The sequence below is a fragment of the Streptomyces sp. CoH27 genome, from assembly GCF_020181035.1.
In the GTDB taxonomy this organism is placed as follows: Bacteria; Actinomycetota; Actinomycetes; order Streptomycetales; family Streptomycetaceae; genus Streptomyces; species Streptomyces camelliae.
The window spans coordinates 1-21,503 of sequence record NZ_JAIQYY010000021.1; the positions used below are offsets into that span (position 1 = coordinate 1).

Annotated in this window: 31 protein-coding genes and 1 pseudogene; 3 read left to right on the forward strand and 29 right to left on the reverse strand. The window is 66.3% G+C overall.

The window, feature by feature from the left end; genetic code table 11:
* The 29 genes and pseudogenes from LE548_RS31405 to rpsJ form a co-directional block, all read right to left on the reverse strand.
* Window positions 1-244, reverse strand: a pseudogene (locus tag LE548_RS31405) (DNA-directed RNA polymerase subunit alpha); the annotation flags it as partial.
* Between the two features lie 152 nt (window positions 245-396).
* Window positions 397-801, reverse strand: a complete 405-nt coding sequence (gene rpsK, locus LE548_RS31410) for a 30S ribosomal protein S11 (RefSeq protein WP_003956432.1) — start codon at window positions 799-801, stop codon at window positions 397-399.
* 65 nt (window positions 802-866) lie between these two features.
* The gene (rpsM, locus tag LE548_RS31415) at window positions 867-1,247 is read right to left on the reverse strand and encodes a 30S ribosomal protein S13 (protein WP_023547369.1); all 381 of its coding nucleotides are present in this window, start codon (window positions 1,245-1,247) and stop codon (window positions 867-869) included.
* Window positions 1,248-1,443: 196 nt separating this feature from the next.
* Window positions 1,444-1,557 carry a 50S ribosomal protein L36 gene (gene rpmJ / locus LE548_RS31420; RefSeq protein WP_003998809.1) on the reverse strand — a complete coding sequence of 38 codons (114 nt, stop codon included), beginning with the start codon at window positions 1,555-1,557 and terminating at the stop codon, window positions 1,444-1,446.
* 59 nt (window positions 1,558-1,616) lie between these two features.
* A complete protein-coding gene (gene infA / locus LE548_RS31425) occupies window positions 1,617-1,838 on the reverse strand; it encodes a translation initiation factor IF-1 (RefSeq protein WP_003948620.1) in 222 nt (73 codons plus the stop codon).
* 210 nt (window positions 1,839-2,048) lie between these two features.
* Window positions 2,049-2,885: a type I methionyl aminopeptidase gene (gene map / locus LE548_RS31430; protein WP_225100399.1), complete on the reverse strand. Its 837-nt coding sequence runs from the start codon at window positions 2,883-2,885 to the stop codon at window positions 2,049-2,051.
* 104 nt (window positions 2,886-2,989) lie between these two features.
* Entirely contained in the window at window positions 2,990-3,652 is a 663-nt protein-coding gene (locus tag LE548_RS31435) for an adenylate kinase (RefSeq protein WP_225100400.1), read from the reverse strand.
* The gene (gene secY, locus LE548_RS31440; protein WP_225100401.1) at window positions 3,652-4,965 is read right to left on the reverse strand and encodes a preprotein translocase subunit SecY; all 1,314 of its coding nucleotides are present in this window, start codon (window positions 4,963-4,965) and stop codon (window positions 3,652-3,654) included. Before secY ends, LE548_RS31435 begins: the two co-directional genes overlap by 1 nt.
* A gap of 244 nt (window positions 4,966-5,209) precedes the next feature.
* A complete protein-coding gene (gene rplO / locus LE548_RS31445) occupies window positions 5,210-5,665 on the reverse strand; it encodes a 50S ribosomal protein L15 (protein ID WP_030745257.1) in 456 nt (151 codons plus the stop codon).
* A gap of 2 nt (window positions 5,666-5,667) precedes the next feature.
* Window positions 5,668-5,850 carry a 50S ribosomal protein L30 gene (rpmD, locus tag LE548_RS31450; protein WP_003998814.1) on the reverse strand — a complete coding sequence of 61 codons (183 nt, stop codon included), beginning with the start codon at window positions 5,848-5,850 and terminating at the stop codon, window positions 5,668-5,670.
* A 2-nt stretch (window positions 5,851-5,852) separates the two neighbouring features.
* Window positions 5,853-6,458, reverse strand: a complete 606-nt coding sequence (gene rpsE, locus LE548_RS31455; RefSeq protein WP_009190144.1) for a 30S ribosomal protein S5 — start codon at window positions 6,456-6,458, stop codon at window positions 5,853-5,855.
* 39 nt (window positions 6,459-6,497) lie between these two features.
* Entirely contained in the window at window positions 6,498-6,881 is a 384-nt protein-coding gene (gene rplR, locus LE548_RS31460; protein WP_030860987.1) for a 50S ribosomal protein L18, read from the reverse strand.
* A gap of 3 nt (window positions 6,882-6,884) precedes the next feature.
* Window positions 6,885-7,424 carry a 50S ribosomal protein L6 gene (gene rplF / locus LE548_RS31465; RefSeq protein ID WP_225100402.1) on the reverse strand — a complete coding sequence of 180 codons (540 nt, stop codon included), beginning with the start codon at window positions 7,422-7,424 and terminating at the stop codon, window positions 6,885-6,887.
* Window positions 7,425-7,448: 24 nt separating this feature from the next.
* Window positions 7,449-7,847, reverse strand: a complete 399-nt coding sequence (gene rpsH / locus LE548_RS31470) for a 30S ribosomal protein S8 (RefSeq protein ID WP_225100403.1) — start codon at window positions 7,845-7,847, stop codon at window positions 7,449-7,451.
* 212 nt (window positions 7,848-8,059) lie between these two features.
* Window positions 8,060-8,245, reverse strand: a complete 186-nt coding sequence (locus tag LE548_RS31475; RefSeq protein WP_003948630.1) for a type Z 30S ribosomal protein S14 — start codon at window positions 8,243-8,245, stop codon at window positions 8,060-8,062.
* Between the two features lie 5 nt (window positions 8,246-8,250).
* Window positions 8,251-8,808, reverse strand: coding sequence for a 50S ribosomal protein L5 (rplE, locus tag LE548_RS31480; RefSeq protein WP_023547375.1), 558 nt, complete (start codon window positions 8,806-8,808; stop codon window positions 8,251-8,253).
* Window positions 8,808-9,131: a 50S ribosomal protein L24 gene (rplX, locus tag LE548_RS31485; protein ID WP_225100404.1), complete on the reverse strand. Its 324-nt coding sequence runs from the start codon at window positions 9,129-9,131 to the stop codon at window positions 8,808-8,810. The genes rplE and rplX overlap by 1 nt, the downstream gene beginning before the upstream one ends.
* Before the next feature lie 2 nt (window positions 9,132-9,133).
* Complete coding sequence (gene rplN, locus LE548_RS31490) at window positions 9,134-9,502, reverse strand: 50S ribosomal protein L14 (RefSeq protein ID WP_003998823.1); 369 nt, start codon at window positions 9,500-9,502, stop codon at window positions 9,134-9,136.
* Window positions 9,503-9,603: 101 nt separating this feature from the next.
* Window positions 9,604-9,888, reverse strand: a complete 285-nt coding sequence (rpsQ, locus tag LE548_RS31495; RefSeq protein ID WP_018543912.1) for a 30S ribosomal protein S17 — start codon at window positions 9,886-9,888, stop codon at window positions 9,604-9,606.
* Entirely contained in the window at window positions 9,888-10,112 is a 225-nt protein-coding gene (rpmC, locus tag LE548_RS31500; RefSeq protein ID WP_018564811.1) for a 50S ribosomal protein L29, read from the reverse strand. Before rpmC ends, rpsQ begins: the two co-directional genes overlap by 1 nt.
* Window positions 10,112-10,531 carry a 50S ribosomal protein L16 gene (gene rplP / locus LE548_RS31505; protein ID WP_103837549.1) on the reverse strand — a complete coding sequence of 140 codons (420 nt, stop codon included), beginning with the start codon at window positions 10,529-10,531 and terminating at the stop codon, window positions 10,112-10,114. Before rplP ends, rpmC begins: the two co-directional genes overlap by 1 nt.
* A gap of 5 nt (window positions 10,532-10,536) precedes the next feature.
* A complete protein-coding gene (gene rpsC, locus LE548_RS31510; protein WP_055706471.1) occupies window positions 10,537-11,355 on the reverse strand; it encodes a 30S ribosomal protein S3 in 819 nt (272 codons plus the stop codon).
* Window positions 11,355-11,702 (reverse strand): 50S ribosomal protein L22, encoded by a 348-nt coding sequence (gene rplV / locus LE548_RS31515; RefSeq protein ID WP_019329637.1) that lies wholly within the window; start codon window positions 11,700-11,702, stop codon window positions 11,355-11,357. Before rplV ends, rpsC begins: the two co-directional genes overlap by 1 nt.
* 43 nt (window positions 11,703-11,745) lie before the next feature.
* Window positions 11,746-12,027 carry a 30S ribosomal protein S19 gene (gene rpsS / locus LE548_RS31520; protein ID WP_030601199.1) on the reverse strand — a complete coding sequence of 94 codons (282 nt, stop codon included), beginning with the start codon at window positions 12,025-12,027 and terminating at the stop codon, window positions 11,746-11,748.
* A gap of 12 nt (window positions 12,028-12,039) precedes the next feature.
* Entirely contained in the window at window positions 12,040-12,876 is an 837-nt protein-coding gene (gene rplB / locus LE548_RS31525) for a 50S ribosomal protein L2 (protein ID WP_030601203.1), read from the reverse strand.
* 38 nt (window positions 12,877-12,914) lie between these two features.
* Window positions 12,915-13,334 (reverse strand): 50S ribosomal protein L23, encoded by a 420-nt coding sequence (rplW, locus tag LE548_RS31530; RefSeq protein WP_071373347.1) that lies wholly within the window; start codon window positions 13,332-13,334, stop codon window positions 12,915-12,917.
* Window positions 13,334-13,987: a 50S ribosomal protein L4 gene (gene rplD / locus LE548_RS31535; RefSeq protein WP_225100405.1), complete on the reverse strand. Its 654-nt coding sequence runs from the start codon at window positions 13,985-13,987 to the stop codon at window positions 13,334-13,336. Before rplD ends, rplW begins: the two co-directional genes overlap by 1 nt.
* A gap of 8 nt (window positions 13,988-13,995) precedes the next feature.
* Window positions 13,996-14,640: a 50S ribosomal protein L3 gene (rplC, locus tag LE548_RS31540; RefSeq protein WP_014674369.1), complete on the reverse strand. Its 645-nt coding sequence runs from the start codon at window positions 14,638-14,640 to the stop codon at window positions 13,996-13,998.
* 16 nt (window positions 14,641-14,656) lie between these two features.
* Complete coding sequence (rpsJ, locus tag LE548_RS31545) at window positions 14,657-14,965, reverse strand: 30S ribosomal protein S10 (RefSeq protein ID WP_003948644.1); 309 nt, start codon at window positions 14,963-14,965, stop codon at window positions 14,657-14,659.
* A 489-nt stretch (window positions 14,966-15,454) separates the two neighbouring features.
* On the opposite strand from rpsJ, the gene LE548_RS31550 reads away from it, so the two are divergent.
* From LE548_RS31550 to LE548_RS31560, 3 genes are read left to right on the forward strand one after another with little or no spacing between them, the layout of a single operon-like run.
* On the forward strand, window positions 15,455-16,060 hold the full coding sequence (locus LE548_RS31550) for a hypothetical protein (RefSeq protein ID WP_225100407.1): 606 nt from the start codon (window positions 15,455-15,457) through the stop codon (window positions 16,058-16,060).
* Window positions 16,057-16,719 (forward strand): hypothetical protein, encoded by a 663-nt coding sequence (locus tag LE548_RS31555; RefSeq protein WP_225100409.1) that lies wholly within the window; start codon window positions 16,057-16,059, stop codon window positions 16,717-16,719. The genes LE548_RS31550 and LE548_RS31555 overlap by 4 nt, the downstream gene beginning before the upstream one ends.
* On the forward strand, window positions 16,719-21,497 hold the full coding sequence (locus tag LE548_RS31560; RefSeq protein WP_225100411.1) for a putative T7SS-secreted protein: 4,779 nt from the start codon (window positions 16,719-16,721) through the stop codon (window positions 21,495-21,497). The genes LE548_RS31555 and LE548_RS31560 overlap by 1 nt, the downstream gene beginning before the upstream one ends.
* Window positions 21,498-21,503: the final 6 nt, after the last annotated feature.

Below are 21,503 nucleotides of genomic sequence, written 5' to 3' on the forward strand. Positions count from 1 at the left end.
GCTTGATGTTGAGGATCAGGTCGGTGACGTCCTCCTTGACGCCCGGCACGGTGGTGAACTCGTGCAGGACACCGTCGATCCGGATCGAGGTGACGGCGGCACCCGGGATCGAGGAGAGGAGCGTGCGGCGCAGGGAGTTGCCGAGGGTGTAGCCGAAGCCCGGCTCCAGCGGCTCGATCACGAACCGGGAGCGGAACTCGTCGACGACCTCTTCGGTCAACGAGGGTCGCTGAGCGATCAGCATGTGTGGATCAGATCCTTCTTTCGTGGACGCCCGCTATTTGACGTCCGACGGAAACCGCACCCGTGAAAAGTGCGGGTACTGCAAGGGTACGGGCGGTACGCCCCGTACGGAGCCGTACCGCCCGGACCCTGAGCCAGACGAAGGCCGTGGCGTCAGACGCGGCGGCGCTTCGGCGGACGGCAGCCGTTGTGCGGGGTCGGGGTGACGTCCTGGATGGAGCCGACCTCAAGACCGGTCGCCTGAAGCGAACGGATGGCGGTCTCGCGACCGGAACCCGGACCCTTCACGAACACGTCGACCTTGCGCATGCCGTGCTCCTGGGCGCGGCGGGCAGCCGACTCGGCGGCCATCTGCGCGGCGAACGGCGTGGACTTCCGGGAGCCCTTGAAGCCGACGTGGCCGGCGGAGGCCCAGGAGATCACGTTGCCGGACGGGTCCGTGATCGACACGATCGTGTTGTTGAACGTGCTCTTGATGTGCGCGTGGCCGTGAGCGACGTTCTTCTTTTCCTTGCGGCGCACCTTCTTGGCAGCGCCCTGACGTCCCTTGGGGGGCATCTACTAACTCCTACGGGAGGTGGTCGGTCCTACAGCGAAGACCGTGGACAGGTGTCCGCTGCGGACTACTTCTTGCCCGGCTTCTTCTTGCCGGCGATGGCGCGACGCGGGCCCTTGCGGGTGCGAGCGTTGGTGCTGGTGCGCTGACCGCGGACGGGCAGACCGCGACGGTGACGGAGACCCTGGTAGCAGCCGATCTCGACCTTGCGGCGGATGTCGGCCTGGATCTCGCGACGGAGGTCACCCTCGGTCTTGATGTTGTTGTCGACGTACTCGCGGATCGCGACCAGCTGCTCTTCGGTCAGGTCACGAACGCGGGTGTTCGGGTCGACGCCGGTCGCAGCCAGCGTCTCCTTCGAGAGGGTCCGGCCGATGCCGAACACGTAGGTGAGGGCGACCTCCACGCGCTTTTCGCGCGGGATGTCAACACCGGAAACGCGTGCCATTCAATGGCTCCTGGTGATCTTCGGAGGTCTTCCACAGAACCGGTTCCCGGTCGCCGTATCAGGTACGAACCGGGTCCCCGGCCTCCGAACCGGGGGTGTCGAGCCATGACGTGCGGCTCGGGCTCTGCGTATGAACATATTCAGCTCGCGTCGCGCGAATCTCTGCGATAGCGGTGCAGAGGGTGATGGTCGTGCGTCAGCCCTGGCGCTGCTTGTGGCGCGGGTTCTCGCAGATGACCATGACCCGGCCGTGACGGCGGATCACCCTGCACTTGTCGCAGATCTTCTTGACGCTCGGCTTGACCTTCATGGGATTGAGGTTCTCCGGGTCAGTGCCACCACCCCGCCGGAGCGGAGTGCGGGCAAGATCTACTTGTAGCGGTAGACGATCCGGCCACGCGTCAGGTCGTACGGAGACAGCTCCACCACGACCCGGTCGTCAGGGAGGATGCGGATGTAGTGCATACGCATCTTGCCGCTGATGTGTGCCAGGACCTGGTGGCCGTTCTGGAGCTCGACCTTGAACATGGCGTTCGGCAGAGACTCGACGACAGTGCCCTCGATCTCGATGGCACCTTGCTTCTTGGCCACGCTTCGCCCTTCGAATCGACTACCTTGATCGGCTTTCGTTGCAGTTTCAAGCTTGAAGGCATGAGGATGCACGAGAGCCGACGAGTCAGTCTACGTCGGCGTACCTGGAAAGGCGAATCGAGGAAGTCTGCCCTACGGGGTAGATCGTTAACCGAGCGGGCCCGATCCCTGTCGCCGGCCTGCGACCGGCGACACCCGTAGCGCCCGCCGTCAGGCCAGCGGGTCGGGTGCAGCCGTGATGCCGTGCTCCGCCAGCTTCGCCTTGCCTCCGTCGGGAGCGGTCAGCACCAGCGGGCCTTCCTCCGTCAGGGCGACCGAGTGCTCCCAGTGGGAGGACCATGTGCCGTCCGTCGTGATGACCGTCCAGTCGTCCGACAGGACCTCCGTGCGCGGGGTGCCGAGGGAGACCATCGGCTCGATCGCGAGGCAGAAGCCGGGGACCAGCTTGGGACCCTTGCCGCGGCGGCGGTCGACGTAGTTCAGCAGATGCGGGTCCATGTGCATCTCGGTGCCGATGCCGTGGCCGCCGTAGTCCTCGATGATCCCGTACTTGCCGCCGCCCGGCTTCGGCTGGCGGCGGATGTACGTCTCGATCGCCCGGGAGACGTCGACCAGGCGGTTGCCCTGCTTCATGGCCGCGATGCCGGCCCACATCGACTCTTCCGTCACCCGGGACAGCTCGATCAGCTCCGGAGCGTGACCGGAGCCCACGAAGGCCGTGTAGGCCGCGTCGCCGTGCCAGCCGTCGACGATCGCGCCGCAGTCGATGGAGATGATGTCGCCGTCCTTCAGGACGACGTCGTCGGAGGGGATGCCGTGGACGACCACGTCGTTGACCGAGGTGCAGATCGTCGCGGGGAAGCCGCCGTAGCCCAGGAAGTTCGACTTCGCGCCGTGCTCGGCGAGGACCTTGCGGGCGACCTCGTCCAGATCCTTGGTGGAGGCACCCGGCACCGCGGCCTCCCGAGTGGCCGCGTGGATGGCGGCTACGACCAGGCCCGCCGCACGCATCTTGGCGATCTGCTCGGGGGTCTTGATCTGCACCATGGGGGCCTGCGCTCTCCGTCACTCGCGTCGACTGGGGGTTACCTGTACAACAGTACGGCCGCGGCACCCGGGAGGGGCACCGCGGCCGGACAAGGGCCGTAGGACTACTGCTCGGCCTTCTCGCGCTTCAGGGCCTCCAGGGCCCGCTGCGTGATCTCGCCCACGGGGCCCAGGGAGGAGATCGTCACGACCAGGCCCTGCGCCTTGTAGTAGTCGATGATCGGCTCGGTCTGCGTGTGGTAGACCTCCAGCCGCGTGCGGACGGTCTCCTCGCGGTCGTCCTCGCGCTGGTACAGCTCACCGCCGCAGACGTCGCAGACGCCCTCCTTCTTCGCGGGGCTGTACGTCACGTGGAAGACGTGCGAGGAGTCGTTGCGGCAGATGCGCCGGCCGGCGATCCGCTTCACGACCTCGTCCTCCGGGACCTCCAGGTCCAGGACGGCGTCCAGCGTGATGCCCTCGGTCTGCAGGAGCTCGTCGAGCGCCTCGGCCTGCTGCACGTTGCGCGGGAAGCCGTCGAGCAGGAAGCCCTTCTCCGCGTCCGGCTGCTCCATGCGGTCCTTGGCCATGCCGATGGTGACCGAGTCCGGCACCAGCTCGCCCTTGTCCATGTAGGACTGCGCGAGCTTGCCCAGCTCCGTTCCCTGGCTGATGTTGGCCCGGAAGAGGTCACCGGTGGAGATGTGCGGGATGGACAGCTTCTCGGCGAGACGGACGGCTTGCGTTCCCTTACCGGCACCCGGCGGCCCGACGAGGACGATACGCATCAGCGGAGGAACCCTTCGTAATTGCGCTGCTGGAGCTGGCTCTCGATCTGCTTCACCGTCTCAAGACCGACACCCACGATGATCAGGATGCTGGTGCCACCGAACGGGAAGTTCTGGCTTGCCCCGAAGCCCACCAACGCCATTGTCGGTACGAGAGCGATCAGACCCAGATACAGCGAACCCGGCCAGGTGATCCGGTTGAGCACGTAGCTGAGGTACTCAGCGGTCGGTCGGCCAGCCCGGATGCCCGGGATGAAGCCACCATACTTCTTCATGTTGTCGGCTACTTCCTCGGGGTTGAAGGAGATAGCGACGTAGAAGAACGCGAAGAAAACGATGAGCAAGAAGTACAGAGTGATGTAAATCGGGTGGTCACCCTTGGTGAGGTTCTGCTGGATCCACGACTTCCAGCCCGAATTGCCCCCCGCGAACTGCGCCACGAGCGCCGGGATGTAGAGCAGCGAGGAGGCGAAGATGACGGGAATCACACCCGCCTGGTTCACCTTGAGCGGGATGTACGTGGACGTACCACCGTAGGAACGACGGCCGATCATGCGCTTCGCGTACTGCACCGGGATGCGGCGCTGGGCCTGCTCGACGAAGACGACGAGCGCGACCATCACCAGGCCGATCAGGATCACCGTGCCGAACTCGATCCAGCCGCCGGCCAGGGTGCCCTGCTTCTTGATCGCCCACAGCGCGGACGGGAAGGTCGCGGCGATCGAGATGAACATCAGGATCGACATGCCGTTGCCGATGCCGCGGTCGGTGATCAGCTCGCCGAGCCACATCACGACACAGGTACCGGCGGTCATGCAGATCACCATCGTGATCGTCGTGAAGATCGCCTGGTCGGGGACGATGCTCGACGCGACCGAGCAGCCGTTGAAAAGCGCGCCGCTGCGGGCGGTGGCCACCAGGCCGGTGCCCTGGAGGATGGCGAGCGCCACCGTCAGGTACCGGGTGTACTGCGTGATCTTCGCCGTGCCGGCCTGGCCCTCCTTCTTCAGGGCTTCCAGGCGCGGGATGACCACGGTCAGCAGCTGAAGAATGATGCTGGCCGTGATGTACGGCATGATGCCGAGCGCGAAGACCGTGATCTGGAGCAGCGCACCGCCGCTGAACATGTTGACGAGGCCGAACAGGCCCTGGTTGGCCCCCGCCTCGCTCACGCACTGCTGGACGGCCTTGTAGTTGACGCCGGGGATCGGGATGTGGGTACCGACGCGGTAGACCACGATGATGGCCAGCGTGAAGAGCAGCTTCTTGCGCAGGTCGGGCGTCCTGAACGCCCGGGCGAACGCGGTGAGCACGGTGCCTCCTGCGACCCCCGCGCAACTGCGTCAAGGGTGACGGTCTTGAGGTTCGACGGATACAGACGAATTACTAACGGTCAACTGCCGCTCAGGGTGCCCCATGAGACGCACCCAATGAAAGTAGGCAGTGCTGGCCACCTTACCGGCGAGAGCACTCCCCTAGGAACGACCGACCGGGGATACCCCTTTTGTGGAGTATCCCCGGTCGGGATCGTTCATGTCATCGAATGACCTGAGGAACTCAGACCAGCTCGGTGACCGTACCGCCGGCGGCGGTGATCTTCTCCTTGGCGGAGCCGGAGACGGCGTCGACCGTCACCTGCAGCGCCACGGAGACCTCGCCCTGGCCGAGGACCTTGACGAGGCTGTTCTTGCGAACGGCACCCTTGGCGACGAGACCCTCGACGGTGACCTCGCCACCCTCCGGGTACAGCGCGGCCAGCTTGTCGAGGTTCACGACCTGGTACTCGGTCTTGAACGGGTTCTTGAAGCCCTTCAGCTTCGGGAGGCGCATGTGCAGCGGCATCTGGCCGCCCTCGAAGCGCTCCGGAACCTGGTAGCGGGCCTTGGTGCCCTTGGTACCACGACCGGCCGTCTTACCCTTCGACGCCTCACCACGACCCACACGGGTCTTGGCGGTCTTGGCGCCCGGGGCGGGACGGAGGTTGTGGATCTTCAGCGGGTTCTGCTCCGCCATGATCAGTCGACCTCCTCGACCGTCACGAGGTGGCGGACGGTGTGCACCATGCCGCGGAACTCGGGGCGGTCCTCCTTGACGACCACGGTGTTGATCCCCTTGAGACCAAGCGACCGCAGAGTGTCACGGTGGTTCTGCTTGCTGCCGATGTAGGACTTGACCTGCGTGATCTTGAGCTGCGCCATGATTACGCACCCGCCCCGGCACGCGCACGCAGCAGAGCCGCGGGAGCGACGTCCTCCAGGGGCAGACCACGGCGGGCCGCGATCTCCTCGGGACGCTGCAGGCCCTTCAGGGCCTCCACGGTCGCGTGCACGATGTTGATGGCGTTGTCGGAGCCGAGCGACTTCGACAGCACGTCGTGGATACCGGCGCACTCCAGCACGGCACGCACCGGACCACCGGCGATAACACCGGTACCGGGCGACGCGGGCTTGAGGAGCACGACGCCGGCAGCCTTCTCACCCTGGATCGGGTGCGGGATGGTGCCCTGGATACGGGGGACCTTGAAGAAGTGCTTCTTGGCCTCCTCAACGCCCTTGGCGATGGCGGCCGGCACCTCCTTGGCCTTGCCGTAACCGACACCCACGGTGCCGTCACCGTCGCCCACCACGACCAGCGCGGTGAAGCTGAAGCGACGACCACCCTTCACAACCTTGGCGACGCGGTTGATCGCGACGACGCGCTCAACGTACGCGGTCTTCTCGGCGGCAGCAGCGCCGCCGTCACGGCCCTTCCGGTCCCGCCGCTCGCCGCCACCGGCACCGCCACCGCGGCGCTGGGGTCCAGCCATTGGAATTACCTCTCTCTTTTTCCGCTAGCTACGGCAGGCTCAGAACTTGAGCCCGGCTTCGCGGGCGGCGTCCGCCAGGGCGGCGATGCGCCCGGCGTACTGGTTGCCACCACGGTCGAACACGACAGCCTCGACACCGGCGGCCTTGGCACGCTCGGCGACCAGGGCGCCGACCTGCTTGGCCTGCGCGGACTTGTCGCCCTCGCCACCGCGGACCGACGCGTCCAGGGTGGACGCGGAGGCCAGGGTGTGGCCCTTGAGGTCGTCGATCACCTGCGCCACGATGTGGCGGTTGGAGCGGGTCACGACCAGACGGGGACGCTCCGCCGTACCGGCGATCCGCTTGCGGATCCGGATGTGACGGCGCTTGATCGCGGCGCGCTTGTAGGCGTCGCCCTTGAGGATCTTCTGCCCGTATGCCATGGCTTACTTACCCGCCTTTCCGACCTTGCGGCGGATGACTTCGCCCTCGTACTTGACACCCTTGGCCTTGTACGGGTCGGGCTTGCGCAGCTTGCGGATGTTGGCCGCAACCTCGCCGACCTTCTGCTTGTCGATGCCCTCGACCGAGAACCGGGTGGGGGCCTCCACCTTGAAGGTGATGCCCTCGGGGGCCTCGACGACGATCGGGTGGCTGTAGCCCAGAGCGAACTCCAGGTTCGAACCCTTGGCGGTCACTCGGTAACCGACACCGCTGATTTCGAGCTTCTTCACGTAACCCTGGGTCACGCCGGTGATCATGTTCGCCACCAGCGTGCGGGAGAGGCCGTGCAGGGCCTTGCTCTGACGCTCGTCGTTCGGGCGGGTCACCAGCAGGGTGCCGTCCTCGCCCTTAGCGATGTCGATCGGTGCCACGACGGTGTGGGTCAGCGTGCCCTTGGGGCCCTTGACCGAAACCGTACGGCCGTCGATGGTGACGTCCACGCCGGCGGGAACCGCGATGGGGAGCTTGCCGATGCGCGACATAGCTGTTTCCTCCGTTCCCTTCTGCTACCAGACGTAGGCGAGGACTTCCCCACCCACGCCCTTCTTGCCGGCCTGCTTGTCGGTGAGGAGCCCGTGCGACGTGGAGATGATCGCCACGCCGAGGCCGCCGAGCACCTTCGGCAGGTTGGTGGACTTCGCGTACACCCGGAGACCGGGCTTGGAGATCCGCTTGATGCCCGCGATGGAGCGCTCACGGTTGGGGCCGAACTTCAGCTCCAGGACGAGGTTCTTGCCGACCTCGGCGTCCTCGATCCGCCAGCCCGTGATGAAGCCCTCCTGCTGGAGGATCTCCGCGATGTGCGACTTGATCTTCGATGCCGGCATGGTCACGGAGTCGTGGTATGCCGAGTTCGCGTTCCGCAGACGCGTAAGCATGTCTGCGATCGGATCAGTCATGGTCATGAATTGGCCTTCGGCCTCTCTCGCCGGGGTTTCCTGGTGCGCCATCCCTCTCCCCGATCCGAGACGGGACGGGTGCGGCGCGGTGGACCTACGGCGTAGTAAGTCGTACGGGCGCGGCAGACGCCCAACCCCGTAAGCCTACGGCATGCGGAGAAGGGCCTCTGCCGACCCAGATGCTTACCGAGAGCTTCAGGAATCCCCTATTACAGGGATTACCAGGAGCTCTTGGTCACGCCCGGCAGCTCGCCACGGTGAGCCATCTCACGGAGGCACACGCGGCAGAGGCCGAACTTGCGGTACACGGAGTGCGGACGGCCGCAGCGCTGGCAGCGGGTGTAGCCACGCACACCGAACTTGGGCTTGCGAGCAGCCTTAGCGATCAGAGCCTTCTTCGCCATCTCGCTCACGCCTCCTTGAAGGGGAAGCCGAGGTGACGAAGGAGCGCACGGCCCTCAGCGTCGTTGGTCGCCGTGGTCACCACGGTGATGTCCATACCCCGGGTGCGGTCGATCTTGTCCTGGTCGATCTCGTGGAACATGACCTGCTCCGTGAGACCGAAGGTGTAGTTGCCACGGCCGTCGAACTGCTTGGGGGACAGGCCGCGGAAGTCGCGGATGCGCGGCAGCGCGAGCGACAGGGTGCGGTCCAGGAACTCCCACATGCGGTCGCCACGGAGCGTGACGTGGGCACCGATCGGCTGGCCCTCACGCAGCTTGAACTGCGCGATGGACTTGCGGGCCTTGGTGACGGCCGGCTTCTGACCGGTGATCGTGGTGAGGTCGCGGATGGCGCCCTCGATCAGCTTCGAGTCACGGGCGGCGTCGCCGACACCCATGTTGACCACGATCTTGACGAGGCCGGGGATCTGCATGACGTTCTCGTACTTGAACTCGTCACGCAGCTTGCCCGCGATCTCCTCGCGGTACTTCTGCTTCAGACGCGGAGTGGTGGTGGTAGCCATCAGATGTCCTCACCCGTCCGCTTGGCAACGCGGATCTTGTTGCCCTCGTCGTCGAAGCGGTAACCGACACGCGTGACGACCTTCTTGCCGTCCTTCTCCACGACCAGCTGGACGTTGGAGACGTGGATCGGGGCCTCGGTGGTCACGATGCCGCCGGCCTGGGAACCGCTGGCGGTCGGGCCGGCCTTGGTGTGCTTCTTGACCCGGTTGACACCCTCGACCAGGACACGCTCCTCGCGCGGGTAAGCGGCAATGACCTTGCCCTGCTTGCCCTTGTCCTTGCCGGTGATGACCTGGACCAGGTCGCCCTTCTTGATCTTCATGCTTACAGCACCTCCGGCGCGAGCGAGATGATCTTCATGAACTTCTTCTCGCGCAGCTCACGGCCGACCGGGCCGAAGATGCGGGTGCCGCGAGGGTCGCCGTCGTTCTTCAGAATGACGGCGGCGTTCTCGTCGAAGCGGATGTACGAGCCGTCCGGACGGCGGCGCTCCTTGACGGTGCGAACGATGACCGCCTTGACGACGTCACCCTTCTTCACGTTGCCACCGGGGATCGCGTCCTTGACGGTGGCGACGATGACGTCACCGATGCCCGCGTAGCGGCGACCGGAGCCACCGAGCACACGGATGCAAAGGATCTCCTTCGCACCAGTGTTGTCGGCGACACGCAGTCGCGACTCCTGCTGGATCACGTCTATCTCCTGTTTGTCTGCCGGTTCCCCGGGGGCCGCTCACCCGAGCGGGCCCCCGGAGCCTGGCGGAACTGTCCTGCGGGGTTTGCCCCGCAGGAGACTTACTTGGCCTTTTCGAGGATCTCGACGACGCGCCAGCGCTTCGTCGCGGACAGCGGCCGGGTCTCCATGAGGAGGACGCGGTCGCCGACACCCGCGGCGTTCTGCTCGTCGTGCGCCTTGAGCTTGTTCGTACGGCGGATGACCTTGCCGTACAGCGCGTGCTTCACGCGGTCCTCGACAGCGACGACGACGGTCTTGTCCATCTTGTCGCTGACGACGAGACCCTCACGGGTCTTGCGGAAACCGCGCGCCTCTGCGTTCTCAGTCACGTTCTTCTCGCTCATCAGGCGTTCTCCACCGTTTCGATGCCCAGCTCACGCTCGCGCATCAGGGTGTAGATCCGCGCGATGTCCTTGCGGACCGCCTTCAGACGGCCGTGGTTTTCGAGCTGACCCGTGGCCGCCTGGAAGCGGAGGTTGAACAGCTCTTCCTTGGCCTCGCGGAGCTTGCCCAGAAGCTCCTCGTTGCCCAGCTCGCGCAGCTCGGACGCCTTGGTACCGGCCGACATCACGCTTCACCTGCCTCGCGCTTGACGATCCGGCACTTCATCGGCAGCTTGTGGGCCGCACGGGTCAGCGCCTCACGGGCGATCTTCTCGTTGGGGTACGACAGCTCGAACATCACGCGTCCGGGCTTGACGTTGGCGATCCACCACTCCGGAGAACCCTTACCGGAACCCATGCGGGTCTCGGCAGGCTTCTTGGTGAGGGGACGGTCCGGGTAGATGTTGATCCAGACCTTGCCACCACGCTTGATGTGACGCGTCATGGCGATACGAGCGGCCTCGATCTGACGGTTCGTCACGTACGCCGGGGTGAGCGCCTGGATGCCGTACTCGCCGAACGCAACCGTCGTGCCACCCTTGGCAGCGCCGTCGCGCTTGGGGTGGTGCTGCTTGCGGTGCTTGACCCTACGGGGGATCAGCATGTCGGTCAGGCCTCCGTTCCGGTGCTCTCAGCCGGAGCGGCGGGAGCCTCGGCCTTGGGGGCCTCGGCGCCGGCAGCCTGCTGCGGCTTGCGACCGCGCCGCTCGCCACCACGGCCACCACGGGCCGGGCGGTCGGCACCACCACGGGCCGGGCGGTTACCCGCACGGGCCGCAGCGTTCTCGGCGCGGACCTCGGCGATGTTCTTGACGTCGCCCTTGTAGATCCAGACCTTCACACCGATGCGGCCGAAGGTCGTCTTGGCCTCGAAGAAGCCGTAGTCCACGTTCGCACGGAGCGTGTGCAGGGGCACACGGCCCTCGCGGTAGAACTCCGAGCGGGACATCTCGGCGCCGCCGAGGCGGCCACCGCACTGGATCTTGATGCCCTTGGCGCCGGCCTTCATCGCCGACTGCATGCTCTTGCGCATGGCACGGCGGAAGGAGACGCGGGAGGAGAGCTGCTCGGCAACGGCCTGAGCAACCAGCTGAGCGTCGGTCTCGGGGTTCTTGACCTCAAGAATGTTCAGCTGGACCTGCTTGCCCGTGAGCTTCTCAAGGTCGCCGCGGATGCGGTCGGCCTCGGCGCCACGGCGGCCGATGACGATGCCGGGACGGGCGGTGTGGATGTCCACACGCACGCGGTCACGGGTGCGCTCGATCTCCACCTTCGAGATACCGGCGCGCTCCATGCCGGACGTCATCATCCGACGGATGGCGACGTCTTCCTTGACGTAGTCCTTGTACAGCTTGTCGGCGTACCACCGGGACTTGAAGTCCGTGGTGACACCGAGCCGGAACCCATGCGGGTTAACCTTCTGGCCCATTACCGGGTTCCTTCCTTGCTGCTGACGACCACGGTGATGTGGCTGGTCCGCTTGCGGATCCGGTAGGCACGGCCCTGGGCACGCGGACGGAACCGCTTCAGGGTCGGACCCTCGTCGACGTACGCCTCGGAGATGTAGAGGCTGTCGGCGTCGGTGTGGTCGTAGTTGTGCGCGGCGTTGGCGATGGCGCTGTCGAGCACCTTGCCGACCGGCACGGAGGCTGCCTGCGGAGCGAATCGCAGAACAGCCTGGGCCTCCGTGGCGTCCATGCCACGGATGAGGTCCACCACGCGGCGGGCCTTCATGGGCGTGACGCGGATGTACCGCGCCTGGGCCCTGGCTTCCATGGTTGTCCCTTCAGTTACTTACGTGTCTGAATGCGATCCGCTACTAGCGGCGCTTCGACTTCCGGTCTTCCTTGACGTGGCCCCGGAAGGTGCGGGTCGGCGAGAACTCGCCGAGCTTGTGGCCGACCATCGACTCGGTGACGAACACCGGGATGTGGGTCTTGCCGTTGTGCACCGCGATCGTGTGGCCGAGCATGGCCGGGACGATCATCGAGCGACGGGACCAGGTCTTGATGACGTTCTTGGTGCCGGCATCGTTCTGGGCGTCCACCTTCTTGATCAGGTGGTCGTCGACGAAGGGCCCCTTCTTCAAGCTACGAGGCATCTCAACCCGTCCTTAGCGCTTCTTGTTCGTCTTGCGGCGGCGGACGATGTACTTGTTCGACGCCTTCTTGGGCGAACGAGTACGGCCTTCCTTCTTGCCCCACGGGGACACAGGGTGGCGACCACCGGAGGTCCGGCCCTCACCACCACCGTGCGGGTGGTCAACCGGGTTCATCACGACACCACGGACGGTCGGGCGGACGCCCAGCCACCGCTTACGGCCGGCCTTACCCCAGTTGATGTTGCTCTGCTCGGCGTTGCCGACCTCACCGACGGTGGCGCGGCAGCGGACGTCGACGAGACGGATCTCGCCGGACGGCATGCGCAGGTGGGCGTAGGCGCCCTCCTTCGCGAGCAGCTGCACGGAGGCACCGGCGGAGCGGGCGAACTTGGCACCGCCACCGGGACGGAGCTCGATCGCGTGGATCGTGGTACCGACCGGGATGTTGCGGAGGGCCAGGTTGTTGCCCGGCTTGATGTCGGCCCCGGGACCGTTCTCCACGGTGTCGCCCTGCTGCAGGTTGCGCGGGGCGAGGATGTAGCGCTTCTCGCCGTCGGCGTAGTGCAGCAGCGCGATGCGCGCGGTGCGGTTGGGGTCGTACTCGATGTGCGCGACCTTCGCCGGCACGCCGTCCTTGTCGTGACGACGGAAGTCGATCACGCGGTAGGCGCGCTTGTGTCCGCCACCCTGGTGGCGAACGGTCACACGACCGGCGTTGTTACGGCCGCCCTTGCTGTGCAGGGGACGGACCAGCGACTTCTCCGGCGTGGACCGCGTGACCTCGACGAAGTCGGCGACGCTGGCGCCACGACGGCCCGGCGTAGTCGGCTTGTACTTGCGGATTCCCATTTCTCAGTCCTCGTCCGATATCGGACGATCCGACCCGCTTACGCGGTCGGACCGCCGAAGATGTCGATACGGTCGCCCTCGGCGAGGGTCACGATCGCGCGCTTGCTGCCGGCACGCTGACCGAAACCGGTCTTCGTGCGCTTGCGCTTGCCCTGGCGGTTGATCGTGTTGACCCCGGTGACCTTGACCGAGAAGACCGCCTGGACGGCCTGCTTGATCTGGGTCTTGTTGGCGTTCGGGTCGACGATGAACGTGTACTTGTTCTCGTCGAGGAGCGCGTAGCTCTTCTCGGAGACGACCGGCTTCAGCAGGACGTCACGGGGGTCCGTGTACGACTTGCTCAGCGGGGTCTCGACGGTGTTCTTGCCCTCGGTGGCGTGGCGCTTCGCCTTGGCGACGCGCGCGGCCTTGGCGGCCTTGGCGGCCTTCGAGGCAATGCTCGGGTGACGCGTAGCCATCAGGCCTCGCTCCCTTCGGTGTCAGCGGCCTTGGGGCCAGACACGAAGGACTCGAAAGCGGCCTGGGTGAAGACCACGTCGTCCGAGACGAGAACGTCGTACGTGTTCAGCTGGCCCGGCTCCAGGATGTGGACCTGGGGCAGGTTGCGGGCGGACAGCCACGCGGCCTCGTCGGCGCGGTCGACGACCAGGAGCAGGTTCTTGCGCTCCGAGATCTTGCCGAACAGCGACTTGGCGGCCTTGGTGCTGGGGGTCTCGCCCTCGACCACGCCGGCGACGACGTGGATGCGGTTGTGACGCGCCCGGTCGGTGAGGGCACCGCGCAGGGCGGCGGCCTTCATCTTCTTCGGGGTGCGCTGCGAGTAGTCGCGCGGCACGGGACCGTGCACGACGCCACCACCGGCGAACTGCGGCGCACGGGTCGAACCCTGACGGGCGCGACCGGTGCCCTTCTGGCGGTACGGCTTCTTGCCACCACCACGGACTTCGCCACGGGTCTTGGTCTTGTGCGTGCCCTGACGGGCCGCGGCCAGCTGCGCGACGACGACCTGGTGGATCAGCGGAACGCTGACCTTGGCGTCGAAGATCTCCGCGGGGAGCTCGACGGAACCGGCCTTCTCGCCCGCCGGCGAAAGGATGTCAACAGTGCTCATCGGTTACCTCAGGCCCCCTTGGCCGCGGTGCGGACCAGGACGAGGCCGCCGTTCGGACCGGGAACCGCGCCCTTGATGAGCAGCAGACCCTTCTCCGCGTCAACGGCGTGGACGGTCAGGTTCTGGGTGGTGACCCGCTCGTTGCCCATGCGACCCGCCATGCGGAGGCCCTTGAACACGCGGCCCGGGGTGGCGCAGCCACCGATGGAACCGGGCGAGCGGTGCTTGCGCTGGGTGCCGTGTCCGGCGCCGAGGCCACGGAAGTTGTGGCGCTTCATGACACCGGCGAAGCCCTTGCCCTTGCTCTTGCCGGTCACGTCCACCTTCACGCCGGCCTCGAACACCTCAGCGGTGATCTCCTGGCCCAGCGTGTACTCGGAGGCGTCCGCGGTGCGGATCTCGACGAGGTGGCGACGGGGGGTGACGTCGGCCTTGGCGAAGTGGCCCTTGAGGGGCTTGTTCACCTTGCGCGGGTCGATCTCGCCGAAGGCGATCTGAACGGACTCGTAGCCGTCCACGTCGTTCGTACGGACCTGGGTGACGACGTTCGGGCCGGCCTTGACGACGGTGACCGGAACAACACGGTTGTTCTCGTCCCACACCTGCGTCATGCCGAGCTTCTCGCCCAGGATGCCCTTGATCTGCTTAGCCATTCTCAGCCCACCAGCCTCAGAGCTTGATCTCGATGTCGACACCGGCCGGGAGGTCGAGTCGCATCAGAGAGTCAACGGTCTTGGGGGTCGGGTCGAGAATGTCGATCAGGCGCTTGTGCGTGCGCATCTCGAAGTGCTCGCGCGAGTCCTTGTACTTGTGCGGCGACTTGATGACGCAGTACACGTTCTTCTCAGTGGGCAGCGGCACCGGGCCCGCGACCGACGCACCAGTGCGGGTCACCGTCTCGACGATCTTCTTCGCCGAGGAGTCGATGACCTCGTGGTCGTAGGCCTTGAGCCGGATGCGGATCTTCTGTCCCGCCATGGCTACTCAGTAGTCCTGTCTCTCTACAGCTCTGGAACCCGGTGTTCCATTGACTTCGTCCGACCCACGCGGTCGGGCGTGTCGCACTCTCGCTGACACGGATGTCCCTTGTTCGAACATCCCTGCAGGGGGTGAAGTCCACCGGGCGCCTGGCCGGTGCCGCACCGCACTTCCCGGAAGATTCCCGTACGTCCGCCCCAGCGCTGCCGTAAGGCAGTTAAGGCGACGAGTACTGTGGGACTCGCTTCCGGTCCTCCCGGCGGGAGGCGCGCAGCATCAACACTCGACCGAGCAACTCGGACAGTCTGCCATACGCAGCGGGGGCTTCGCCAATCGAGCGGGAGAGAATACCCCGGGGGTGACGTAGGTCAAACCGGGGCGCGCGTGCTGCGGCGGGGGGTAAAGGTTTTCTCAACACTCGCAGGACCCGGCCGACAATCGGTACGCACGGTTGGCAACCGTAGTCGGAACTGTGCCAGCGTTTGTCGCATGACTGACTCAGGGGGCGGTGGGCAGGCGCAGGTGCGGCGCTCGCGTCTCGCCGAATACGCGGAGATGGCCGGTCCCGCGAAGAACGCGGATCCTCCACCGGTGTCCGCCGCTCAGACGACTTCAGAGGCATCGGCCAACCCGGCACCAGCCGGGCACGACGAGTCCGGCGGACCGCCCGGCTCACCCGGTGGCACCTGGTCAGAGGCCGATGCCCGAAGCCGCCGGTTCACCAAGGCGCTCGCGACCTTCCGAGAGAATGCCGTACTGGTCCCCGTCCGGGACCGCGGTTGGCTGACCGCTGACTTCGGCGGTGTCCGCTGGATCCTGGCGTTCTCCGACGAGCCGGCGCTCGCACGCTACGCGCTTGCCCAGGGCGAGGGCCACGAGGAGTGGACCTACGAGACGGTGCTCGGTGCCCGGCTTCTCGACGTGGCGGTCCCGGAGGCGGGAGTGCCCTGCGGTGTGGCGCTGGACGCGGCCGACGGTGCTGAGCAGGCAGTGCTGTTCCCGCCGGTCGCCGGGATCGTTCCTGACGCGTACGCGGTGAACAAGGGATACGTGGGTGAGACGGCCATGACCGGCCGGACGGAGGAGCAGCGGTGAACGGGGGCGCGGCAGCGCAGGCAGGCGGTGGGGACCTCACGACCGGAGGCCTCGACGAGATCGCCCAGGGGCTCACCCTGGCTCTGGGCGAGCTGAAGGACATCGGCATGGTCGGCATGGCGGGTGCGGGCCGGGGCTTCAGCATGCTGGAGTTGTCAGGTCTCGAACTGGGCGACGAGACCCTCACGGGCACCTTCCACTCGTTCTGCGAGCGCTGGGCATGGGGCGTGCGCTCACTGATCAACGAGGGCAACGCGCTGGCCGTGAAGACGGGCATGTCGGCCGGGACGTATTACGAGACCGATCAGTACGTCAAAGGCACGATGAAGATCGGGCTGAACTCGTTGATCGGCAATCCGCACGCGTCGGAGGACGAGGTCACCAAGGAGGGCTGGGGCGAGATCGCCACCCAGGACCTGCACCCGGACTACAGCAAACAGTCCTTTGAGCGGGCCTGGGACAACAGCCTCCAGGGTTGGAAGGACGCCGGCCGGGACATGATGACATCCCATATCGCCGGCATGCCGGGAATGAACCCGGAGGACATGCACAGGGCCTTCGGCGTGTCGGACTCGCAGTACAGCAAGATCCTTGACAACGCCTTTGGTCCCTCCCCAGAAGAACGAGCACGGATGCAGCAGGACGGGAGTACCGGCTGATGGGCGTCTTCGGGGACATCGGGCACGGACTCGAAGACGGTGCCAACTGGGCCATCGACAAAGGCGAGAAGATCGCCGACACCACCAAGAAGGTGGTCGGCACGGGCATCGACTACGGTGCCCACAAACTCGGCGAAGGCCTCGATGAAGCCGGCTTCCACGGCGCGGCGCACAAGGTGGAGGGCTGGGGCGACGAGATCGCCTCCGACCTCGGCGCCACCCCCGGCGAACGGCAGCTCGGCGAGAGCGACGACCCCAAGGACCTGGTCCACGGTGACCACGGCAAGATCGTGGAGACCGCCAAGCACCTGAAGAGCTTCTACACCGCCTTCGAAAAGGTCAGCGCCGGTCTGAAGCGGGTTGACTCCACGGGCTGGAAGGGCGAGGGCGGCGACGCCTTCCGCAAGAAGTTCGGCGTACACCCGGCGAACTGGCTGCATGCGGCAGACGCCTGCGAGGGCGCCTCGAATGCCCTCCAGTCCTACGCGGAGACCGTGAAGTGGGCGCAGGACCAGGCCAAGGATGCCATCGCGCTGTTTCAGCGCGGCAAGCACGCGTCCGAGAACGCCGTCAGCGCGTACAACAAACGCATCGACGCCTACAACGCGAAGATCAAGGCGAACCAGGACCCGGGCCCCGAGCCCGAGCCCTTCCACGATCCCGGCAAGGCCGACATCGAGGCGGCCCGGGAGAAGCTCGGTGAAGCGCGTAAGCAGCGCAACACCGCCGCCTCCGCCGCCAACGGCAAGATCAAGGCGGCCCTGGCCCACGCGCCCGCCGAACCGCCGCCGCTGGACCGGCTCGGCGACGACCTCGTCGACGGCTACCAGGCGGTCAACACCGAGCTCACCCACGTCGCCGGAGGCATCGTCAAGGGTGCGGCCGGCCTGGTCAACTTCGTACGCGGCCTCGACCCGATGGACCCGTACAACCTGACTCATCCGGCCGAATACCTGCAGGGCGTATCCATGACGCTCTCCGGTCTGGTTTCGACGGCGGCGCACCCCGAGCGGGCGCTCAAGGCTGCCGTGGACGGCTTCGAGAAGGACCCTTCCGAGTTCATGGGCCGGCTGCTCCCGCAGCTGATCGGCACGGACGGCGTCGGGCTGGCGGAGGGCGGGCTGAAGACCGCAGCGACCGCGGGCGCAAAGGACGTGGCGGAACAGACGGCTGTAAAGGAGTCGACGTCGGTCGCCGAGAATTCCGCCGCGGACGCTGCCAAGAGCAACCCGGAGAAGTACGACACCCCCAATCCCAGCGAAAAGGTCAAGGACGACCCTTCGGATCCGATCGACCTCACCACCGGCAAGATGTACCTCTCCCAGACGGATGTGGCGTTGCCGGGCGCCCTTCCACTGGTCTTCACACGACGTGTGGAATCCGGGTATCGCTTCGGCCGCTGGTTCGGCCCGTCCTGGTCCTCCACCATCGACCAGCGCCTGGAGATCGATTCCGAGGCCGTCGTCCTCGTCTCCGAGGACGGCCTGTTGCTGGTGTACCCGCACCCGGCCCCGGGACTGCCGGCCCTGCCCAGTCACGGCCCGCGCCGGCCGCTGGAGCGCGTGGACGGCGGCTACACGGTCACCGATCCGCAGACACGCCGCGTCTGGCACTTCGCCGACCGTGGCGACGACCTGGCGATCCTCGAACAGATCGACGACGCCAACGGCAACTGGATCACCTTCGAGTACGACGCCGACGCCACCCCCCTCGGGATCGTCTCCAGCGCCGGCTACGACGTTCGTATCTCCGCCGAGGCGGGCAGAGTGACAGCGCTCCGCCTGTCGTCGGCAGGGGACCAGACGCTGATGCGGTACGGCTACACGGACGGCCATCTGACCGAGGTGGTCAACTCCTCGGGGGTTCCGCTGCGCTTCACCTACGACGAAGCCGGCCGCGTCACCTCGTGGACAGACACCAACAACCGCGGCTACCGCTACGAGTACGACGACCAGGACCGCTGCGTCGCCCAGGGGGGTACGCACGGCCACATGGCCCTGCGCCTGTCCTACGACGAGACCGACCCTGACACCGGTCTGCGTGTGACCACCGCGACCACGGCCGAGGGGCACACCCGTCGCTACGTCGTCAACGACGCCTTCCAGGTGGTGGCCGAAGCCGATCCGCTCGGAGCGGTCACGCGCTTCGAACGCGACCGCTACCACCGTCTCCTCTCCCACACCGACCCGCTCGGCCGGCGGACCACGTTCCGCTATGACGATGCGGGCAATCTGATCAGCGTGACCCGGCCCGACGGGCGCGAGGCGAGCTCCGAATACAACGAGCTCGGGCTGCCGGTGAAGGTGGTGAACACCGACGGCACAGTCGTGCGTCAGACGTATGACGACCGCGGCAACCGCACGTCGGTGACCGAGCCCTCGGGCCGGACGACAAGGTTCGCTTACAACGAGGCCGGCCACCTGACCTCTGTAACCGACCCTCTCGGCCATACGACAACGGTCGTGTGCGACCGCGCGGGCCTCCCCCTGGAGATCACGGACCCGCTGGGCGCAGTCACCTACTACGAGCGCGATGCCTTCGGCCGCCCCGCCGCCATCACCGATCCCCTGGGCGGGACAACCCGCCTGGAGTGGACGACCGAGGGCCACTTGGCCCGCCGCACGGCACCGGACGGCACGACAGAGTCATGGACGTACGACGGTGAGGGCAACTGCACCAGCTACACCGACCCCATGGGTGGTGTCTCTTCCTTCGAGTACACCCACTTCGACCTGCTGGCCTCTCGCACCGGCCCGGACGGGGTGCGCTACGAGTTCGAACACGACCTGGAACTGCGGCTGCGAAGGGTCACCAACCCGCTGGGCCTGACGTGGACCTACGAGTACGACGCAGCCGGACGTCTGGTCACGGAGACGGACTTCGACAGCCGTAGGCTCACGTACACGTACGACGCGGCGAACCGCCTGGCATCCCGTTCCAACTCACTCGGCGAGCTCGTGACCTTCGAGCGCGACGAGATGGGCCGGGTGATCCGCAAGGACGCGGCCGGCCAGGTCACGACGTACGCATACGACGCGACCGATCAACTCGCCCGCGCCACCGGCCCGGACGGCACGGAACTGACCCTGAAACGGGACCATCTGGGCCGTGTGCGGCAGGAGACGGTCGATGGCCGGACGCTGACATACACGTACGACGAACTGGGTCGCCGAAACGGCCGTACGACCCCGACCGGGGCGACGACGAGGTGGGCGTACGACGCTGCCGGACGCTGCTCCGGCATGGTGGCCTCGGGTCGGGTCATCGACTTCACTTACGATGCGGTCGGCCGTGAACTGGCCCGCCGCATCGGCGACACGGTCGCACTGGAGCAGGGCTTCGACGCGCTGGGCCGCCTGACGACACAGCAGGTGACGGGGGCCCAGGGCCTCACCATCCAGTCCCGCACGTACACCTACCGCACCGACGGAAACCTCATCGGCATCGCCGACCAACTGTTCGGCAGCCGCCACTTCGACCTGGACGCGGCAGGCCGGGTGACGGCCGTCCATGCGGCCCAGTGGACCGAGCAGTACGCCTACGACGCCGCGGGCAATCAGACTCAGGCGTCCTGGCCGTCCCACCACCCCGGCGGGGAAGCAGTCGGCGCGCGCGAGTACACGGGCACTCGCATCACCCGCGCGGGCAGCGTGCGCTACGAACACGACGCCCTCGGCCGTGTCACCCTGCGGCAGAAGACCCGCCTGTCCCGGAAGCCCGACACCTGGCGCTACGAATGGGACGCCGAGGACCGCCTCACGGGGACTGTCACCCCGGACGGCACCCGCTGGCGCTACGTCTACGATCCGCTCGGCCGCCGCACTGCGAAGCTCCGCCTGGCCGCCGACGGCGAAACGATCGTCGAGCGGGTCGACTTCACGTGGGACGGCACCACTCTGTGCGAGCAGACCACCACGTCTTCGGACCTGCCGAACCCAGTCACGCTCACCTGGGACCATCAGGGGTTGCAGCCGATCGCCCAGACAGAGCGCATCACATCGGCCGAGGCCTCACAAAAAGAGATCGACGCCCGCTTCTTCGCGATCGTCACCGACCTCGTCGGCGCTCCGAGTGAACTGGTCGACGAGCAGGGCGAGATCGCCTGGCACAGCCGGAGCACCATCTGGGGCACCACGGCCTGGGCCGCCAGGAGCACCACCTACACGCCCTTGCGCTTTCCCGGGCAGTATTACGACCCCGAAACCGGCCTCCACCACAACTACTTCCGCCACTACGACCCTGAGACCGCCCGCTACCTCACCCCTGACCCTCTCGGACTCGCACCCGCACCGAATCCGGACACATACGTACACAATCCCACCATCTGGGTCGACCCGCTGGGGCTTGCTCCGAAGAAACCGGCCACTGGAACCGCACCAAGTTTCGTCGCCGGGAGCGACGGAATCATGGATGTGCGCGGTATGGGACGACCTGACAACGAATTGGTCTTGAGCGGACACGGCGGAATACGCGCTGGCGACGGATCCATTGTGACCGTTCCGGAAGGAACCCGTCTCCATATGTACAGCAACCACGGAGAACCGATTTCCGATGCTCTTGGAAACAAGATCGAAACCGGTAATCCGTCAGCCCTCCATGTGTATGGACCGGGAGACAAGCTCCCCAATTACTCACTATTCGAACCAGATGGCCTCAACATTCTGGGCACACCACGCAATGTGACCGTATCGGGGGAAACCCGGCTTTCAGATCTACTCCGCCCCAATATGGGGTCAGTACACTGGGCAGCCTGTCGATCCATCATCCCCGTCGGTTAGGAAATC

What these genes read in the sequence shown, in the direction of transcription:
- rpsK (WP_003956432.1), bottom strand. Translation starts at nt 801, where the DNA reads ATGCCCCCCAAGGGACGTCAGGGCGCTGCCAAGAAGGTGCGCCGCAAG.
- rpsM (WP_023547369.1), bottom strand. Translation starts at nt 1,247, where the DNA reads ATGGCACGCGTTTCCGGTGTTGACATCCCGCGCGAAAAGCGCGTGGAG.
- rpmJ (WP_003998809.1), bottom strand. Translation starts at nt 1,557, where the DNA reads ATGAAGGTCAAGCCGAGCGTCAAGAAGATCTGCGACAAGTGCAGGGTG.
- map (WP_225100399.1), bottom strand. Translation starts at nt 2,885, where the DNA reads ATGGTGCAGATCAAGACCCCCGAGCAGATCGCCAAGATGCGTGCGGCG.
- LE548_RS31435 (WP_225100400.1), bottom strand. Translation starts at nt 3,652, where the DNA reads ATGCGTATCGTCCTCGTCGGGCCGCCGGGTGCCGGTAAGGGAACGCAA.
- rplO (WP_030745257.1), bottom strand. Translation starts at nt 5,665, where the DNA reads ATGGCGGAGCAGAACCCGCTGAAGATCCACAACCTCCGTCCCGCCCCG.
- rpmD (WP_003998814.1), bottom strand. Translation starts at nt 5,850, where the DNA reads ATGGCGCAGCTCAAGATCACGCAGGTCAAGTCCTACATCGGCAGCAAG.
- rpsE (WP_009190144.1), bottom strand. Translation starts at nt 6,458, where the DNA reads ATGGCTGGACCCCAGCGCCGCGGTGGCGGTGCCGGTGGCGGCGAGCGG.
- rplR (WP_030860987.1), bottom strand. Translation starts at nt 6,881, where the DNA reads ATGGCATACGGGCAGAAGATCCTCAAGGGCGACGCCTACAAGCGCGCC.
- rplF (WP_225100402.1), bottom strand. Translation starts at nt 7,424, where the DNA reads ATGTCGCGCATCGGCAAGCTCCCCATCGCGGTTCCCGCCGGCGTGGAC.
- rpsH (WP_225100403.1), bottom strand. Translation starts at nt 7,847, where the DNA reads ATGACCATGACTGATCCGATCGCAGACATGCTTACGCGTCTGCGGAAC.
- LE548_RS31475 (WP_003948630.1), bottom strand. Translation starts at nt 8,245, where the DNA reads ATGGCGAAGAAGGCTCTGATCGCTAAGGCTGCTCGCAAGCCCAAGTTC.
- rplE (WP_023547375.1), bottom strand. Translation starts at nt 8,808, where the DNA reads ATGGCTACCACCACCACTCCGCGTCTGAAGCAGAAGTACCGCGAGGAG.
- rplX (WP_225100404.1), bottom strand. Translation starts at nt 9,131, where the DNA reads ATGAAGATCAAGAAGGGCGACCTGGTCCAGGTCATCACCGGCAAGGAC.
- rpsQ (WP_018543912.1), bottom strand. Translation starts at nt 9,888, where the DNA reads ATGAGCGAGAAGAACGTGACTGAGAACGCAGAGGCGCGCGGTTTCCGC.
- rpmC (WP_018564811.1), bottom strand. Translation starts at nt 10,112, where the DNA reads ATGTCGGCCGGTACCAAGGCGTCCGAGCTGCGCGAGCTGGGCAACGAG.
- rplP (WP_103837549.1), bottom strand. Translation starts at nt 10,531, where the DNA reads ATGCTGATCCCCCGTAGGGTCAAGCACCGCAAGCAGCACCACCCCAAG.
- rpsC (WP_055706471.1), bottom strand. Translation starts at nt 11,355, where the DNA reads ATGGGCCAGAAGGTTAACCCGCATGGGTTCCGGCTCGGTGTCACCACG.
- rplV (WP_019329637.1), bottom strand. Translation starts at nt 11,702, where the DNA reads ATGGAAGCCAGGGCCCAGGCGCGGTACATCCGCGTCACGCCCATGAAG.
- rpsS (WP_030601199.1), bottom strand. Translation starts at nt 12,027, where the DNA reads ATGCCTCGTAGCTTGAAGAAGGGGCCCTTCGTCGACGACCACCTGATC.
- rplB (WP_030601203.1), bottom strand. Translation starts at nt 12,876, where the DNA reads ATGGGAATCCGCAAGTACAAGCCGACTACGCCGGGCCGTCGTGGCGCC.
- rplW (WP_071373347.1), bottom strand. Translation starts at nt 13,334, where the DNA reads ATGGCTACGCGTCACCCGAGCATTGCCTCGAAGGCCGCCAAGGCCGCC.
- rplD (WP_225100405.1), bottom strand. Translation starts at nt 13,987, where the DNA reads ATGAGCACTGTTGACATCCTTTCGCCGGCGGGCGAGAAGGCCGGTTCC.
- rplC (WP_014674369.1), bottom strand. Translation starts at nt 14,640, where the DNA reads ATGGCTAAGCAGATCAAGGGCATCCTGGGCGAGAAGCTCGGCATGACG.
- rpsJ (WP_003948644.1), bottom strand. Translation starts at nt 14,965, where the DNA reads ATGGCGGGACAGAAGATCCGCATCCGGCTCAAGGCCTACGACCACGAG.
- LE548_RS31550 (WP_225100407.1), top strand. Translation starts at nt 15,455, where the DNA reads ATGACTGACTCAGGGGGCGGTGGGCAGGCGCAGGTGCGGCGCTCGCGT.
- LE548_RS31560 (WP_225100411.1), top strand. Translation starts at nt 16,719, where the DNA reads ATGGGCGTCTTCGGGGACATCGGGCACGGACTCGAAGACGGTGCCAAC.